General features: G+C 71.1%; 11 protein-coding genes. 6 read left to right on the top strand and 5 right to left on the bottom strand.

Annotated elements, in window-relative coordinates:
• Window positions 1-31: 31 nt before the first annotated feature.
• The 4 genes from M1P99_RS13205 to M1P99_RS13220 form a co-directional block, all read right to left on the bottom strand.
• Window positions 32-1,762 carry an acyl-CoA dehydrogenase gene (locus M1P99_RS13205; RefSeq protein WP_304452953.1) on the bottom strand — a complete coding sequence of 577 codons (1,731 nt, stop codon included), beginning with the start codon at window positions 1,760-1,762 and terminating at the stop codon, window positions 32-34.
• A complete protein-coding gene (locus M1P99_RS13210; RefSeq protein WP_304452954.1) occupies window positions 1,759-3,474 on the bottom strand; it encodes an acyl-CoA dehydrogenase family protein in 1,716 nt (571 codons plus the stop codon). The genes M1P99_RS13205 and M1P99_RS13210 overlap by 4 nt, the downstream gene beginning before the upstream one ends.
• Window positions 3,475-3,518: 44 nt before the next feature.
• A complete protein-coding gene (locus tag M1P99_RS13215) occupies window positions 3,519-5,324 on the bottom strand; it encodes a fatty acyl-AMP ligase (protein WP_304452955.1) in 1,806 nt (601 codons plus the stop codon).
• Window positions 5,325-5,820: 496 nt separating this feature from the next.
• Window positions 5,821-6,534, bottom strand: coding sequence for a LuxR C-terminal-related transcriptional regulator (locus tag M1P99_RS13220; protein ID WP_304452956.1), 714 nt, complete (start codon window positions 6,532-6,534; stop codon window positions 5,821-5,823).
• A 1,435-nt stretch (window positions 6,535-7,969) separates the two neighbouring features.
• On the opposite strand from M1P99_RS13220, the gene putP reads away from it, so the two are divergent.
• The 5 genes from putP to M1P99_RS13245 all read left to right on the top strand — a co-directional run bounded on the left by putP (window position 7,970) and on the right by M1P99_RS13245 (window position 13,817).
• A complete protein-coding gene (gene putP, locus M1P99_RS13225) occupies window positions 7,970-9,550 on the top strand; it encodes a sodium/proline symporter PutP (protein WP_304452957.1) in 1,581 nt (526 codons plus the stop codon).
• A 137-nt stretch (window positions 9,551-9,687) separates the two neighbouring features.
• On the top strand, window positions 9,688-10,272 hold the full coding sequence (locus M1P99_RS13230) for a putative glycolipid-binding domain-containing protein (RefSeq protein ID WP_304452958.1): 585 nt from the start codon (window positions 9,688-9,690) through the stop codon (window positions 10,270-10,272).
• 61 nt (window positions 10,273-10,333) lie between these two features.
• Window positions 10,334-11,173 (top strand): ammonia-dependent NAD(+) synthetase, encoded by an 840-nt coding sequence (nadE, locus tag M1P99_RS13235; RefSeq protein WP_304452959.1) that lies wholly within the window; start codon window positions 10,334-10,336, stop codon window positions 11,171-11,173.
• 260 nt (window positions 11,174-11,433) lie between these two features.
• Entirely contained in the window at window positions 11,434-12,768 is a 1,335-nt protein-coding gene (locus tag M1P99_RS13240; RefSeq protein ID WP_304452960.1) for an acyltransferase, read from the top strand.
• A 146-nt stretch (window positions 12,769-12,914) separates the two neighbouring features.
• Entirely contained in the window at window positions 12,915-13,817 is a 903-nt protein-coding gene (locus M1P99_RS13245; RefSeq protein WP_304452961.1) for an alpha/beta fold hydrolase, read from the top strand.
• A 164-nt stretch (window positions 13,818-13,981) separates the two neighbouring features.
• Here M1P99_RS13245 and M1P99_RS13250 read toward each other — a convergent pair whose 3' ends face one another.
• The gene (locus M1P99_RS13250; RefSeq protein ID WP_304455676.1) at window positions 13,982-15,979 is read right to left on the bottom strand and encodes a cation:proton antiporter; all 1,998 of its coding nucleotides are present in this window, start codon (window positions 15,977-15,979) and stop codon (window positions 13,982-13,984) included.
• A gap of 257 nt (window positions 15,980-16,236) precedes the next feature.
• Here M1P99_RS13250 and M1P99_RS13255 point away from each other — a divergent pair, with 257 nt between their 5' ends.
• The gene (locus M1P99_RS13255; protein WP_304452962.1) at window positions 16,237-17,568 is read left to right on the top strand and encodes an AGE family epimerase/isomerase; all 1,332 of its coding nucleotides are present in this window, start codon (window positions 16,237-16,239) and stop codon (window positions 17,566-17,568) included.
• Window positions 17,569-17,603 lie beyond the last annotated feature (35 nt).

A 17,603-nucleotide genomic window follows, 5' to 3' on the forward strand; every position in this document is an offset into this window, starting at 1 on the left:
TTCTCTCCTTGGTGAACGCTGTGGGACCGGGTCAGGACGGCAACCGGCGTCGTGACAGGTCGAAGGATTCGGCGGCCTCGTACCGCTCGGCCAGGTGTGAGTACAGGCGCTCGCGCACCGGGCCCAGGCCCTCGGTACCGGCGTGCCCCAGGCCCCTGGCCAGGCGGTGGAGCGCGGCGATCAGCCAGGCGGGGTCCTGGAGGGCCGGGTCCCCGTGGTCCCTCGCCCCGAGCCAGACGTTGAGGCAGGCCGACGCCGCCAGCAGAGCCGCGTACCGCGCCGGCAGCTGGAGGACCTCCGGCGGGGCGTCCACTCCGATGTCCGACGGGCGCAGCAGCGCGCACTCCCGGCGCAGGGCCTCGGACTCGTCGCGCAACTGCCCGACGAGCGTGCGAAGGTGGGCCGCCTCCGCGCCCTCGGCCGTGCCGTCGCCCGCCAGACGTCCGGCTCCCGTGGCGAGGGCCGTCAGGAGGCTGTCGCGCCCTCGGCCGAACAGGCTCAACCGCTGGAAGGGCAGTGAGCCCAGTTCGACGTCCGGGCGGAACACCTCGGAAGGCGCCTCGGGGCCGTCCATCCAGCCGCGGCGGGCGAGCACGGGCAACTGCGGCAGCATCGTGACGAGGCAGGCGACACGGGCGGCGTGGCCGAACCCCGCCAGTTTGAGGTCCCGCAGCAGCTTCTGGAAGGCGCCGTAGCGGCCCTCGCGCAGGTAGAAGTTCGCACCGAGCACGGCGGCCAGGCTGTCCATCGCACCGATCAGGTGCCCCGATACCTGGTACTTCGCCGCCGAGGCGTGGACACTCGACTGCTCGGTCAGCAGGTGCACACCACGCGCGGCCACGGTCGTGCAGCAGTCGCTGATCAACAGGTCCACGAAGGCGTCGGCCAACTGCGCCCGAACGGTCGGCAGCGCCGAGACGGGTTCGCCGTAGAGTTCGCGCTCCACGGCGAGCCGCTGGGCCAGACGCAGTCCCGAGTCCAGGACGCCGCACAGCATCCCGGGCAGGGCGATCCGGGTGAGCTGGAAGGAACGCAGCGCCGTCTCGGTGCCCTGGCCCTCGTTGCCCAATACGGCGGAGTCGGGGACCGGGCAGTCCCGGAACTCCATTCCGCCCAACTGCACGCCACGCATGCCCACACTCGGCCACCGCCGCAGGTCGACGAGCGTGTCGGGTGGAAGCGCGGCCTTGTCGATCAGGAGCTGCGAATGGTTGCGGCTGCCGCGGCCCTCGGCGGTGCGTGCCAGCACCACCAGAGCCCTCGACCGGTGGATGTTGCACACCACCTCCTTGCGGCCGGACAGGAGGAGGCGTCCGGAGGCGTCTCTCATCGCGGCGCAGTCGGTGCCGGCGAAGTCGTTGCCGTGGGCCAGCTCGTGGTAGGCGGCCGCGATCCGGCGTCCGCTCAGGAGCAGATCGGCCGCCGTGCGGCACTGGTCCCCGTCACCGGCCGACCAGACGTTGACGCCGGCGATGAACGAGCTGAACCCGTATCCGAGTCCCAGTGAGGGGTCGCGCCGGTAGACGACCCGCATGATGTTGACGAACGCGTCCAGGCCGCGCAGCCTGCCACCGTACTCGGGCGGAACGAACTCGGCGTTGAGCCCGAAGCCGTCCAGGGCCCGTTCCCCGGCGGCGAACATCCGGTCGTCCTCGTCGGCTTCCAGGATGGGACCGTATCCCAGGGGGTTCCCGGCGTCCTCCGGGTCCCCGAGCAGGCGCTCCAGGGTGTCGACCCGGTCGGCCGATACGGGTGTGTTCATCGGCGGAGCTCCTCTTCCTCCATGAGACTCGGCAACCCGGCCGCCTGGCCGAGGTGGACCTCCAGCGCGTCGGCGACGGCGCCGTACACCGCCCGGGCCTCCTCGTCGAGGCGGCCGTCCAGCCTGGAGAGGACGAAGGCCAGGGACGCCCGCAGGCACAGCTCGTCGAACTCGGTGTCCGTCCCCCCTCGGCCGACGCGGTTCAGGAACGCGTGGACGACCGCCGAGGCCGCGACACAGAGCTCGTAGGACCTGGCCGTGTCGAACAGGTGCGCACCGATCCGCGCGGCCCGCGTGTCGTCGTCGGCGAAGCGCGCGTGCATCCGGTCGCACAGGTCCAGGACACGCTGCGCTGACCGGAGCGTGGCCGGCGCGACCCCCGTGGCGCGCAGTTCGTCCACCGCGTGCGGCAGGGCCTGCAGCAGACTGCAGCCGGTGCGCGAGATCATCCGGAGCCGACCGCTCCGGGGCAGGGGAGCGTGCGGATCGACTGCGGCGCGCAGCCCCCGCTCCTGGAGTGCACCGTTGCGCCAGCACATGCCCAACCGGGGGAACTGCCGGATCAGCGACTGGCGGTTGACGTAGCGGTTGCCATCGAAGATGCCGACGATCCGGTGGTCCCGTTCCAGCTTCTGGAAGCTTCCCGACCGCAGCTCCTCCCGCAGGAAGGCACGGGATCCGAGCAGCTCCCCGCATCCGATGACGACGTCGTCGACGATCTCCGGCACCAGCGCCTTGACCACCGCGGAGTAGAGGCTCATCTCCTCCGGCAGGGCGTGCACCGCCCGGCCCGCCGCCATCGACAGCGCCTCGACGGTGTGGCGTGCGGCGAACAGCTCACCGAACCTGGCGCGTACGTGCGGAAAGCCTCGCAGGGCCTTGCCGTACAGGTGCCGCCGCCGTACGAAGTCCCAGGTCACGTCGAGAGCGTGGTCGGCGGCTCCCAGGGACAGACCCGCGCAGATGGTACGGGTGAGCTGGAACGCCTTGAGGACCAGCTCGAACCCGGTCCCGGGTTCGCCGACGGTGCTCTCCTCCGCGACGACGGCGCCGTCGAAGGCGATCCCGCTGATATCCGCGCCCCGGATGCCGACGGTGCGCGCCTTGGGGAGGTGCTCGTAGCCCCCGGCGAGGGTGCCCTTGTCGACCAGGACAAGCGTGAAGTCCCGGGTTCCGCTCCCGGTCCCGGTGCGGGCCAGGACGCTCACCAGGTCGCTGCGCGTGGCGTTGTTGACCGGCCACTTGCGTCCGGTGAGGCGGTAGCCCGAGGGTGTGCGCTCGGCGACCGTCCGACCGGAGCGCAGGTCACTGCCGCGGTCCGGTTCGGTGAGGGCCCAGGAGACCACGGCGCCCCCGGCGATCCGGTCGGCCAGGCGCCGGGCCGACTCCTCGACGCGGCCCCCGGGGGCCTCCTCGGCGGCGACCCAGCTCGTCGCCCCGCCCAGAAAGGTCTTGACGTGGGCGATCGCCACCGTCAGGTCCCTGCGGGAGACGGCGCGGATCACACGGATCAGATCGGTGTAGTCCCCCAGCCATCCGCCCAGGGCCTGGGGTACGTAGTAGCGGGGGACCCCGATCCGGTCGAGTTCTCGGCAGGCCGCGAGCGGGAACTCCTCGGCCTCGTCCAAGCGCGCCAGGACGGGTTCGGTGAAGGGCTCGGAGTGCTCCAGGTGTGCGGTCAGTGCCGAGGGGGTCAGGCGGGGCACCGTCACCGTGTCTCCGTGCGGGGGAGGGGAGGGGAGGGGCGTCGTACCGTTCACCGCTTCTCACCCCGGACACGGTTCAGGGCGTCCGGGACGGAGTCGCCCAGCGCGGGCGAGATCCGTACCGCCACCGGTTTGAGGTCTCCGGCGAGGAAGGCCGAACGCATCTTCAAGCGCTGGATCTTTCCGCTGGTGGTGCGCTTGACCCCGCCGCGGCGCACGAGCACGATGGCGCCCAGGGCCACACCGGACTCCCGCGAGACCCTCCGGTGGATCCGGGTGAGCACCTCCTCGATCTGATCGGCGTCGGCACCGCGCGGCCGCGCTTCGTGGACGAGGACGATCTCCTCCCTGTCCTCGGCACCGCGCACGGTGAAGGCCGCACCGATGCCGTGCTCCAGGCGTGTGTCCGCCGAGCGGGCCGCGGCTTCGAGGTCGTGCGGGTAGATGTTGCGGCCGTGGTAGATGAGGACTTCCTTCATCCGGCCGGTGACGTAGAGCCCTCCGTCATGGACCGCGGCCAGGTCTCCCGTACGGAGGAACCCCCTCCGCCCGTCGGACGTGGCCGCGTCGAACGACGCCCGGGTCTCCTCGGGCCGGTTCCAGTACCCGTGGGTCACGCTGGAGCCGCTGATCCAGATCTCCCCCACCGCGCCGTCGGGCAGGACGTCTCCGGTGTCCGGGTCGACGATCAGCAGCCGCGTGTCCGAACCCGGGGTCCGGATGTCGCCGCAGCGCACGAGTTCGCGTCCGGGCTCGTCCTCCGGGACCGGGTGGACCTCGCCCTTCTCCAGGCGGGCCGCGTCGGCGCGGAGCACGGTGGGCGGCTCGTCCCCGGCGTCGCAGGTCACCATGAGCGTGGCTTCCGCGAGTCCGTAGCCCGGGACCAGGGTCCCGGGGCGGAATCCGAAGCCCTGGAACCGCTCCGAGAACCGGCGCAGGGTCGCGGGCAGCACCGGTTCGGCACCGTCGATCGCCCACCTCCACCGCGAGAGGTCGATCCCCTCGGCCTGCTCATCGGTGACACGGCGGACGCACAGGTCGTACCCGAAGTTCGGAGACGAGGAGAAGTCGAGGCCGAAGTGGTCGATCAGGTGGAACCAGGAATGCGGACGCCGCAGAAAGGCGGACGCGGGCATGTGGACGGTGCTCGCTCCGTAGTAGAGGGGGAACAGGAACATGGACAGCAGGCCGAAATCATGGTGCATCGGCAGCCAGCCGCCGAAACGGTTCTCGAATCCGCACCCGTTGACCCGGCTGAAGTGCTCGGCGTTGTCGAGGATGTTGTGGTGGCGCACCACGACCCCGCGGGGCGTGCTCGTCGATCCGGAGGTGAACTGCAGGAAGGCGACGTGGTCGGGTCCGACCTCGGGGTCGACCCAGGTGTCAGGTGACGGAAGATCCCCGAGTCGGTCGGTCACGATGATCGGAGGGGCGTCCGCGAGCGCACCGATCCACGCCCTGGTGTCCTCGGCCGCCGACTCCTCGGTCAGCAGTGCGGACGCGCCGATACTGCGCACCATCTCTCCCGACCGGTCGTTGCGGTGCCGCTGGCCGTCCGGCAGTGGTGCGACCGCCGGGACGACCCCGGCGTAGAGGCACCCGATGAAGGCCGTGAAGAACGCCGTGCCCGGCGGGTACAGCAACAGCGCCCGCTCCCCGAGGGAGAAGTCCCGTTGCAGCAGGGCCGCCACGCGGCGGGCGCCCCGGTCGAGTGCCGCGTAGTCGAGGGTCTCTACCGAGTTCTCCAAGGGCCTGGCCGCGAAACTGACGGCTTCCTTCTCCGGAACCGAACGCGCGTGCGCCCTCAGACAGGAGACCAGAGTGGGATCTGGTCCGGCTTTCGGAAGAACATCCATCGATTCACCTCTCGGTAGCCCTCACCCCCGGAACACCCCGATCATGCAGAGGCGGGTCGCCCGGGAACAAGGGACGATCCGGCGGATGAACAGACACACCCGACCGGGTATACCCGGTCGGACACGCGCGGCCACGAGATGCGGGGAGCGGCGTATTCTTCGAGTTCTTCGAGGCCGGGCCGGCGCGGCCACATTTCGGTCCGCGTTCCTGAGGGAACGGCCGGCCACAGCACTCATATCTCCCTCTCCAGGAGCAGATCGGATGATCCGGGTTTTCGAGTGCGGTCGGATCCTCTGGGCCTCTCTGGCCGGGGTGCCGCCCTCGACCCGGGGTGTGCCTCTCCTCCGATCGGACCGCCCGCAGAGAAATACGACCGCAAGGACTCTGCGAGCCTCTGACCTGCTTCTTCAAGGTGGAATTCCCATCGAACACGCAGAACTGCACCGCCCATCGTGGGCCCCGGATCTGCTGTCGGAGATAGAATTCATATTGTCATCACAAGATCCCCTGACGCATGGCCGAGGCGACGGCAGAAGCACGGTTAGGGGCATCGAGTTTGGCCAGCACGCTCGTCACCAACCGCTTGGCGCCGTGTTCTGAAATACGAAGGCGCAGTCCGATCTGTCGATTGCTGAGTCCTTCTGACAGCAGAAGCAGGGTTTCACGCTGACGCTCGGTCATCCGTGTGGGACGCGCCAGTGAGGGGTCCTGGGACGACTCCTGGGACAGAAGTATCCTCGCCACTTCGGAGGGCATCGGAAAATCTCCGGAAAGTACACGGGGCACCGCATCGGCAAGGATTGCGGAATCCAGCTTGCCCTGGAGGAGAAAACCGTCCGCCCTGGAGAAGTTCTTCAGCAGGTCGATTCTTGCCGTATCTCCGACCAGGATGAGGACTTTGCACGAGAGGGGGATGTCGGACCACTGGACGGATCCGGCATCGGAATCAGCAAGGATCAGGACGGAGCGGGACGGATCGATCGACCCGAAGTCGACGTCCTGCACGTTCAGTGAAGTACGCAGCCCCCAGAAGGGGAATTCTGACAGGAGGGTCTGCATGCCCTGCCTCAACACACTGTCGGCGACCGAGAGAATCACCTGCACGCCGACCAGGCGGTCCGGGTATCTCCGCAGCAGCTCCACTTCGTGCGCCGCCGATGCGGGAACCTGATTGGTCAAGAAGTTGTCTTCTGCTTCACTGACGGTCATGATTGTATCCAAAAGAAGGAATATAAGAAGTAAATCCGTCGACCGAGATCCTTCAAACCCCCGCCAAGACCCCAGTCTCCCAGGACAGAACACAGGAGAAAACAAAAATAGCCCCGCAATGATTCCAAGGGAACCTTTGAATCAGCGGGGAAGAATCGTCTTGAGTTTTCTCCCTCCAGAAATAACCTTTTCGACGGGGAGGTGCGAAAAATCCGCACGGGCAAAGACCCCTCGGGTCCTTGCCCTGGATGTGCGACTGTGAGTGGGAGCGCTCCCATCAGTTCGCAACAGAAGCCATCATAAGGAGGGCATCCTCACACTGTCAAGACTTGACGCCGTTCGAAAGGGGCGCTCCACGATTGAACCGGCGCGGGCCGCTGTGATCCGCGGGAGGGCGCTTCCGGCGGCACCCGCGAAAGCCGGCGGAAATGTTCATTACCGCCCCGCGGGGTTCGGCGAAGTGGGGTGGTGGGGATGTGACCTGCGTCTTTTCAGGTGGGGAGAGCAGGGGCCGGTCCGGTCGAATGGAAGTTCCCCGCGCCGCCCTCTGCCCGGGGCCGGGCCCGCGCACGCCGTCCGCCCGCTCGGCGGGCCCGCGCACGCCATCGGCTCGCTCGGCGGGCCCGTGAGCCGACGGGTTCGACACCATCGCCGGGGTCGGCCTCCGCGTGATCCGCGGCGGGAACCGCCCCCGGACTCCCGTACGTCTGACGCCGCCGCGCCCCCTGCCGCCAGAGGGTGGGGCCGGCCGAGTGCATGAAGAAACCAGTGATGCTTATGTGCCTATTGCGGCGCGTTTAGAGTCTGGGGATTCTCGGAATTCTCGGAACGGCGAGGCTCATAGTTGCGCATCATCATGGAGTTGCACTTGGTGCACATGTGACGTGCCGATCCGGGCGACGGCGGCTGCCAGTCGTGCTCGCCACGGGGGCATATCCCCGAGGGGCCGATCGTGCGGGAACGGGCGGGAGCGGGCTGAGCGTCCATGCCGTAACGGTAGCCCGGGCGGGCGCCGCTGCCCAGCCATCGGGGCGTGTCCGCCGGGGGCCCGCCCCGCAGCGCGGGCCGCACGTGCCCGAACGCGGCACTCTCCGCGCGTGCGCGTGCGCGTGAATGGAGGGCCGGCTCCGGGCCCGCCGGGCCTTCGGGCCGTCCGGAAGCGGCCCGTGGAACCGTGGGTCGGGGGCTGATTCGCATTAATAGATCGGATGACATGGTCATCCGCAGTATCGTTTGTCCGATCGGACAAACGGGGCGCCCCCACCGTGGCCTGGCGGACAATCGTGCCTGGTCAAGGACTCAACGGGGTCTCGAAGCGGTGTTGTTCCACCTACAGGGCATTGTGACCGTGCCGACAACGGGACATGATCGCCACCAGTCCACAAATCAGCGCGTCAGGGTCTCGGCCGCGCGCTCAAGGAAGGGAGAAGGCGTCGTGAACAACTCCGTTCTCGGCTCGATCGCCACCTTCGGCGTGTATCTCGCCGTGATGGTGGCCATCGGTCTGTGGGTGTACAGGCGCACCGTCTCGCAGTCGGACTTCGTCCTCGGCGGTCGCCAGCTCAACCCGTGGGTCGCCGGTCTGAGCGCCAACGCCTCGGACTTCAGCGGCTGGCTCCTGCTCGGCCTGCCCGGCGCCATCTACGTGTCCGGTCTCGGCGAGGCCTGGATCGCGGTCGGACTGGCCGCCGGCTTCGCGGGCAGCTGGATCCTGCTCGCGCCCCGGCTGCGCGTGTACACCGAGCGCGTCACCGACTCCCGGGTGGGCGGCGACTCCGACTCGCTGACCCTGTCCTCCTTCCTGGAGAACCGCTTCAACGACAGGACCCGTCTGCTGCGCGGCATCTCGGCCGTCCTGATCATCGTCTTCTACTTCTTCTACGTCGCCTCCGGCCTCGTCGCCATGGCCGCCCTCTTCGACCAGGTCTTCGGCCTGGCCCCGGCGCCCGCCATCGCGATCGGCCTCAGCATCGTGGTGCTCTACACCGTGCTCGGCGGCTTCCTCGCCGTCTCCTACACCGACGTCATCCAGGCCGCCATGATGTGGCTGGCACTGCTGGTCGTCCCGGTCATGGCGATCGTCGCCCTGGGCGGCTTCGGCGGCGTGGCCGAGAGCGTCAGCGCGAACCACGAGGGCCTGATGTCGGCCGTCGGCGGTGCCGCGCTCGACACCGAACTGGGTGAGTGGGTCGCCACCGACACGCTGGGCTGGGTCGTCATCGTCTCCGGTCTGGCCTGGGGCCTCGGCTACTTCGGCCAGCCGCACATCCTCGCCCGCTTCATGGGCATCCGCTCCGTCAAGGACATCCGCGTGGCCGGCACGGTCAGCGTCGCCTGGGCCGTCACCGCCATGACCCTGGCCGTCGTGGTCGGCTTCATCGGCATCGCGTACTTCGGCACCCCGCTCGAGAACCCCGAGCAGGTCTTCCCGCAGCTGATCGAGGCGCTCACCCACCCGCTGGTCGCCGGAATCCTGCTGGCCGCGATCCTCGCCGCCGTCATGAGCACCGCCGACTCGCAGCTGCTGGTCGCCGCCTCCTCCCTCACCGAGGACGGGTACAAGGCCTTCGTGGACCGCGACGCCGACCCGCGCACCCTGCTGTGGATCAGCCGCGGCACCGTGCTGGCGGTCGCGGTCGCCGCAGCGGGCATCGCCCTGTGGGGCAACCAGTCCGTCATGGACCTGGTGGGCTACGCCTGGGCCGGGTTCGGTGCCGGGTTCGGTCCGGTCCTCCTCCTGGCGATGTTCTGGAAGCGGATGACCGCGATCGGCGCGATGGCCGGCATGGTCGTCGGCGGCGGCACCGCGATCCTGTGGGACATCCTGGACACGAACTACTTCGGGACCGGTCTGTACGCGATGGTTCCGGCCGTGATCCTGAGCTTCCTGGCCATCGTGCTCTTCAACGGCCTCGGCAGGGTGACCGGGGCGATGGAGAGCGACTTCGACCGCGTCGAGGCCGAGGTCCGCGCGGCCAAGTCCGGCCCCGCGCCCGACGAGGTCTCCGCGGGCTGAGGCCCTCCCCGGGCAACGGCCGTCCCCGAGCGGCCGGAACGCCCCGACCGCAGGCCTTCCGGGCCCGCGCCGCAGCCGCGGCGCGGGCCCGGAGCCCTCTCTGGCGCGCGTGCGCGGTGGAGCGGTAGAACGGTGACATGTCGTCACTGACGAAACACCCAGCCGCATGGACTCGCACCGACGTGCCCGAAGGACTCGGCCTCGGTGCCCTCATCCCCGAGCCCGGCGGCTTCCGTCTGGAAGGGGGCGAGACCGTGGTCGAGGGCGAGGAACGCTTCTTCACCCGCTTCACGGTCCGCACCGACCTGGCCTGGACGACGCGCGAGGTGCGTGTGGAGGTCGTCTCCCGCGAAGGGCTGACCTCCGTCACGCTCACCGCGCGGGACGGGCACTGGACCGACGCCGCGGGCCGCCCCGTCCCCGAGCTCGTCGGCTGCCAGGACACCGACGTCGCCGCCACTCCGCTCACCAACACCCTGCCCATCCGCCGCCTGGGGCTCAGACCCGGGGAGTACCGGGACATCGCCGTCGCCTGGATCGACATCCCCTCCCTGCGGATCCGCCGGGTCCGGCAGCGCTACACGCGCCACCCCCCGGAGAACGGCCTGGAGCACTACACCTACCGCGACCCCCACCACGGCGAGTACCACCTGTCCGTCGACGGCGACGGGGTCGTCGTCGACTACGAGCGCTTCGCCCGCCGACTGCGCCCCGAGGAGTGAGCGGCCTCCCCCGCACGCGATAATCGGCGGGCACACGCACCACACCCACGGGGGACGCACAGTGACCGAGACCAGCCTGAGCCGGGCCCGACGCGAGATCATCCGCGACCTGGAGGTCGCCGCCGACTTCGACGCGCGCGCGGAGATCGAGCGCCGCGTCGCCTTCCTCGCCGAACGGCTGACCACGACGGGTTCCGCGGCCCTGGTCCTGGGCATCAGCGGCGGCGTGGACTCCCTCACCGCCGGACGCCTCTGCCGCCTGGCCGTGGACCGCGCGGTCGCAGCCGGGCACGCCGCCGAGTACATCGCCATGCGCCTGCCCTACGGCGTCCAGAAGGACGAGGAGGACGCCGCGCGCTCCGTCGAGTTCTCCGCGCCCGACCGCTGCCTCACCGTGGACGTCAAACCCGCCACCGACGCCATGGCGGCCTCCGTCACCGAGTCCGGGATGGCCTACGCCGGACCCGCCGCCGAGGACTTCGTCATCGGCAACGTCAAGGCCCGCCAGCGCATGATCGCCCAGTACGCGGTCGCCGGGGGCCTGGGCGGACTGGTGGTCGGCACCGACCACGCGGCCGAGGCCGTCACCGGCTTCTTCACCAAGTACGGCGACGGTGGCGTGGACATCGTGCCGCTCACCGGCCTGACCAAGCGCCGCGTGCGTGCTCTCGCCGCCGAACTCGGCGCCCCGGAGGACCTGGTGCACAAGGTGCCCACGGCCGACCTGGAGACGCTGGCCCCGCAGAAGCCGGACGAGGAGGCGCTCGGTCTGACCTACGATCGGATCGACGACTTCCTGGAGGGCCTGCCCGTGCCCGAGCACGTCGAGACCACCCTGGTCGACCGCTACCGCGTCACCGCGCACAAGCGCGCGGTCCCCACCGCGCCCGAACTCGGCTGACCTGGCACGACGGCACTTCGTCTCGGGGCGCCCGGGACGGGGGGTGGTGCAGCCACCACCCCTGCGGGGTGGGTGGCCCACCGCGACGGAAGTGGCGCTGTATCCATCGCGCGAGCCACGGGCTCCCACCTAGGGTCGTACTACGACGCGTCACTCGGATCATCCGCGCGTCACGACCCCCTGATCCCGGTCGACACGGCCCATGCGGGCCGCGCGCGCCCACGTGGGCGCGCACGGCCGGGAAGAAGAAGGAGCGAGCGATGACCGTGACCGTCGAGTCGGCACCCGAGGGCGGGCCGCCACCACCGCCCACCGCCCAGCTCGTCCGGATCCCGGAGCAGGGGCGCCCGCACGCCGGGCGGGACCGCTTCCTGGACGTCATCCGACTCCTGGTCATGGGGCTGGTCGTGGCGCAGCACTGGTGGCTGCCGACACTGGTCGGCGACGCGGACGGGCTCTCGGTCGGCAGCGTCCTCTCCCACGACGGCGGGTACCTGCTGACGTGGGCCGTCCAGGTCATGCCGCTGATCTTCTTCGTCGGCGGAGCCGCCAACCTCATCAGCTGGCACTCGGCCTCCGGGCGGGGAACCGCGGCGTCCACGTGGATCGCCCGTCGCCTGCGGCGGCTGGCCTGGCCGGTCGTCCCGCTCGCGGTCCTGTGGATCGTCACCAGCCACGTGATGGTGCTCGGCGGCGTCCCGGAGACGACGATGGCGGCGGGCTCGGGTGCGGCCGGCATGGTGCTGTGGTTCCTCGCGGTGTACGTGCTCGTGGTGGTGTGCACACCCGTGCTGTCCGCCGCGCAGGAGCGCTTCGGCTGGCGTGTCCCGGCGGTCCTGTTCACGGGGGCGGCGGTCGTGGACGTGCTCCGCTTCGGGACCGGCACGGACGCGTTCGGCTTCGCCAACATCGCGTTCGTGTGGCTTGGAGTCCACCAGCTCGGCTTCCTCTACGGCCACGGCGCGATCCGCCGCCGCCACGCCGTGCTGATGGCGGTCGGCGGCGCGGCGGCCGCGGTGGCCCTGGCGATCGTGGGCCCGTACTCGCCGAACATGACCGGCGTGTTCGCCCTGGAGTCCTCCAACGTCTCGCCTCCGACGCTGGTGCTCGCCGCCGTGGGCACAGCGCAGGTCGGTGTCGCCGTCCTGCTGCGGGACCGGATCAACGCCTGGGCTGCCCGTCCCGGTACCGCCCGGCTGCTGGACTGGGTGTGCCCGCAGCTGATGACCGTCTACCTCTGGCACATGGTGCCCCTGAGCGTGGTCGCCGGTGTGCTGGTGTTCGGCTTGGGGATGGACACTCCGGAGCCGATGACCGGGCTGTGGGCCCTGTGGGGCGTGGTGGGGACGGTGACCCTGGTGGCGCTCGTCGTGCCGCTGGCCCGCTACGCGGTCCGGCTGGAGGAGCCCCCCGCCGTGCTGTCCGGAGTCCCCGGAACGGTCCGCGCGCTCACCGCCGCCGCACTGGTGGGCGGGGGCCTGCTGGTCCTGACGGTGTCCGGCCTGGGCGTGGGCACGGTGCCCCTGCTCGGCCTGCTCGCCGTCGTGGCCGGCCTGGTCCTGACCCGCGCAGCGCGCCCGCGCTGGATCCGCTGAGCGCTCCGGCCCGCGCCCGCCCCGCTCCCGGTCGCACTCCGGCCGGTCCCGCTCTCGCGGGTCACGCCGCGGCCGGTGGAGTCCTTGACCGAACCGGGAGTGTTCCGGCTTGGAGGGAGGGGTCGCCGGGAGGTAGACCGATGTTCATGGATCCGACACTCATCAGATGTGAGCGCCGGGGCGTCGGACGCCCCCTGATCATGCTCCACGGCCTCGGTGACCGGCGTCAGTGCTGGCGCTCGGTGTCGGCCGACCTCCTGCGGGAGTACGAGATCGTGTGCGTGGACCTGCCGGGTTTCGGGTCCAGTCCGGCTCCCGCCACGGGCGAGCCCTACGACGTCCACTCCCTGACCACGGCCGTCCAGGAGTTCTGCGCCCTGCACGGGTTCGAGCGGCCACACGTGGCGGGCAACTCGCTCGGCGGGGCGATCGCACTCGAACTCGGGGTGCGCGGCGTCACCGGGTCGGTGACGGTGTTCTCACCGATCGGCTTCTCCGACCCGCTGGCCCGCCTCGGGATGCGCGCCGCCGGCGGCGCCGCCCACCTGGTCGGCCGCGTGCCCCTGCGGGTCAAGGAGCGGCTGGCCGACACCGGTCCGGCCCGGGCCCTGGCCCGTGCCGTCCTGCGCGGCAACCCCGCCTCACCCGAGGCCAAGGCGACGCGCTTCGCCGTGCGCGGACTGGAACCCGGGTCGCCCTTCCTCCGGATGGTGCCCAGGGTGGCCGCGTACTCCTTCGAGGCACGGCCGATCGAGTGCCCGGTCACGATCGCCTGGGGCGACCGCGACCGCACGCTGCTGCCGTCCAGCGCGGTCGCCGCGCACCTGCGGGTGCCGCACGCGCGGATGGTGTCGCTGATCGGCTGCGGCCACATCCCGATGGTCGACGATCCGGCCTCCGTCGCGGCCCAGATCCGCTGGACCTGCCGTGCCGCCGACCGTCGTGTCCTGCCTGGGCCGCCGCTCGTACCCGCGCCGTCGCCCGCCACCACCCCCGACGGACGCCTTCGGCGCAGTCCTCTCCGCTTCGGCCCGCGCCCGGGGCGCTAGGGCGTGTTCCGCGGATACTGACCCTGCTGCGCGGCGCCCCGGCACGGCTCTCGCCGCGTTCTCATCAGTCGACAGCCACACCGGGACGCCTTCTTCTTCGGCCTTGTGACGGCCGCACCGGAACGCCGCTCGCGACGGGCGGCATCCACGGAACACGCCCTGGGTCAGGGCCGTTCGGCGGGTGCGTCGGCGGAGGCGAGCATGACCGCGTCCAGGTAGCACCACGCCCAGGTCTCGCCGGGTTCCACGGAGCGGACGATCGGGTGGCCGAACCGCTCGGTGTGCAGGGCGGCGTGCCGCCCCGGGGAGTCGTCGCAGCAGCCGACGAACCCGCAGCTCGTGCACAGTCGCAGGTGGATCCAGTCGCGTCGGCCCTGGCGCAGGCACTCGGTGCACCCGGCGCTCTTGGGCAGGACCGGCTGGATCGTCTCGGCGTGCGCGCAGGCGGTGGCGGGGTCGGCCCGGAAGGCGTCGACGGCGGTCGGGTTGGGACGGCCCATGTCCACGTGGTCGATCTTGAGCAGGTCCAGGACGGTCCGCCCCAGCGGCTCCGTCACCGCGCGGTGGGTGTCCACCACCCGGTCCACCTCGGCCTCGTACAGGCCCGGGACGTCCGGGGCGTCGGTCGGCCGGACCACGATCGGCACGCCGGGGGCGACGCCGTGCAGGACGTGCGCGATGTGGGTGGCCTCCTCCGCGGAGTTCTCCGCGATGACGATGAGCTTGACGCGCTCCATGTCGACCTCGTGCAGCACGCCGGCCCTGATCGCCTCACCGCGGACGACCGTGTGCCCGAACGCCTCCGCCTCGGCGGCGAGGTCGGGGCTGAGCGTGGTCACGGTGACCGGGATGTCGTTGACGCTCAGGTAGTGGCTCAGGTTCCTGGCCACGGGCCCCCACCCCGACAGCAGGACCCGGTCGCGGGTGTCGCCCGAGGGCTCGCCCCCGTCGCCGTCGGCGGGCGCGGGCGCCGCGCGCTCGGGCAGGCGCCGGGCGATGGTGCCGCCGAGCGCGCCGAGCGCGGGCGTGGCCGCCATCAGGAGCACGGTCACCGCGACCAGCAGTTGGTCGCCCTCGGCGCCCAGGCCGGCGGGGGTCAGCCCGTAGTCCGCCCCGACCTGTTGCAGGACGAACGAGAACTCGCCGATCTGCGCGAGGAGGAAGGCGGTGCCCACCGCGGTGGGCGCTCCGACCCTCAGCACGGCGACCGCGGTGTAGGCCGTCACCACCTTGATCGCCACGACGGCGGCGGCCGCGACCAGGACCATCCACCACAGCCGCGCCAGCGCGCCGACGTCGAGCAGCATGCCGATGGACACGAAGAACACCGCGCTGAAGATCATCTGCAGCGGCATGATCTCGCTGAGCGCGTGGGCGCTGTGCCGGGACTCGCTCAGCACCATGCCCGCGAGGAACGCCCCCAGGGCCTCGCTGATCCCGGCGAGCGAGGTCACGTAGGCCACACCGAGCGCGATGGCCACGATGGTCAGCAGGAAGACCTCGGGCGAGCACAGCCGGGCGACGCGCTCCAGCAGCGGCGGCATGACCTTGCGCGCCACGACCAGGACGGCGGTCAGGACCAGGGCGGCGGTGCCGAGCGCTCGCGCGATCCCCAGGGCGCCTCCGTCGCTCTCGCCGCCCAGGACCGGGATGAGCAGGACCATGACGATGATGGCGAGGTCCTGGAAGATGAGCGTTCCCACCGCGGCCTGGCCGACCGGTTGCTGTGTGACCCCCTTGGCCGCGATCACCTTGAGCACGATCGCGGTGGAGGACAGGGCGACGAGGAAGCCGGTGAAGACACCGATCCGCCAGTCCTGGCCGAAGAGGACGAAGAGCCCGGCCACGACGGTCGTGGTCAGCGCTACCTGGACGGTGCCGCCGCCCAGGACGAAGCGCTTGATCCTGGACAGCCGTTCGACGGAGAACTCCGCGCCGATGGTGAAGAGGAGCAGCATCACGCCGATGTCGGCCGCGCTGCGCACGGACTCCTCGTCGGCGATCAGTCCGAGCTGGTGGGGGCCGAGGAGGACCCCCGCCAGGAGGAAGCCGACGATCGGGACGACCCTGATCCGGACGAAGAGCGCGCCGATCAGGCCCGCCGACACCAGCAGTGCCACGATCGGGCCGAGGAATTCGGGCGTCTCGCCCGCCGCGAGCATCACTGTGTGCCTCCCGTTCGGCTCTGGAGCCCCGTTTCCCGGGCGCGTGCCGCCCCTTCGGCCGGGAACCCGGTCAGGTGACCCGCGCACGGAGGGGCGTTATGGACCCTATCCGGGCTGGTGGCGCGTCCCGTCGCGCGGGAGGCGCGCGGGGTGCGTGTCCGGTGTCCGCCCCCCTGGCCAGGGGCGGGGCCGGGCTTCCGCCGACGCGAGCGCTGGGGATAGCGTGGAGCGGTGAACCGACAGGAGGCAGTGGATTGACTGAGAATCGACATTCCGCTCCGGGCGGCCCGGCGTGGCTGCGCGAGGAGGAACGCAGGCTGTACGCCTTCGCCGAGGGCGCGGCGGTACCCGACGGCTTCGGCTGGCTGGACTCGCGGGGCGGGGTGGGCCGGGACCGGCCGACCGCCACCTGGATCACCGCGCGCATGACGCACGTGTTCTCCCTGGCGTCCCTGCGGGGCGAGGAGGACGCCGGCCGCCTGGCCGACCACGGGCTGGCGGCGCTGTCGGGCCCGCTGCGCGACGCCGAGCACGGCGGCTGGTTCGACCATGTACCCGCCGCCGATGTCCCGAACGGTTCCTGGGAGCGCTCCCAGGCCCATTCCGGGTCCGCCGACGACGCCCCGGAACCGCCTCGCAAGTCGGCCTACGAGCACGCCTTCGTCGTCCTGGCCGCCGCCACCGCCACGGCCGCCGGACGTCCCGGTGCCGCCGCGCTCCTGACGGAGGCGCTGGAGGTCGTGGACACCCGGTTCTGGGAGGAGTCCGCCGGCGCGGTCCGCGAGAGCTGGGACGCCGCGTGGACGGAGACCGAGGACTACCGCGGCGCGAACAGCAACATGCACAGCGTCGAGGCCTTCCTCGCCGCCGCCGACGCCACCGGTGACCACCGGTGGACCCGGCGCGCCCTGGCCATCGCCGAGCGCCTGGTCCACGGAGTGGCCGCCGCGCACGACTGGCGGCTGCCCGAGCACTTCACCGCCGACTGGTCGCCGCTGCCGGACTACAACCGGGACCGCCCCGACCACCCCTTCCGCCCGTTCGGCAGCACCACCGGCCACCTGCTCGAATGGGCGCGACTCCTGCTGCACCTGGAGGCCGCCCTCACCCGCGCGGGCGACCCGGTCCCCGACTGGCTGCTCGCCGACGCCGAGCTCCTGTTCGAGCACTCCGTCCGGCGGGGCTGGGCGGTGGACGGCGCCGACGGTTTCGTCTACACGCTGGACTGGGAGGACCGCCCGGTCGTGCGTGAGCGCATGCACTGGGTGGTCGCCGAGGCCACGATGGCCGCCTGGGCCCTGGCCAGGCGCACCGGCGGGGCGAACTACACCCGCGACTACGAGCGCTGGTGGGCCTACGCCGAGCGCTTCCACATCGACCGCGAACTCGGGAGCTGGCGGCACGAGCTCGACGCGGCCAACGCCCCCGCGGCCACGGTGTGGCCGGGCAAACCCGACGTCTACCACGCCTACCAGGCGGTCCTTCTGCCCCAGGGGGAGCTGGCGGCCTCGGTCGCGGCCGGGATCCCGGCCGGCCCCGGCTCCGGCTCCTCCGATCCCTCCGAGCACCCCGAGGTGAGCACGTGAGTCACGGACACCCCCGTCTCCTCGTCGTCGGCGAG

Source organism: Nocardiopsis sp. YSL2, assembly GCF_030555055.1.
GTDB lineage: Bacteria > Actinomycetota > Actinomycetes > Streptosporangiales > Streptosporangiaceae > Nocardiopsis.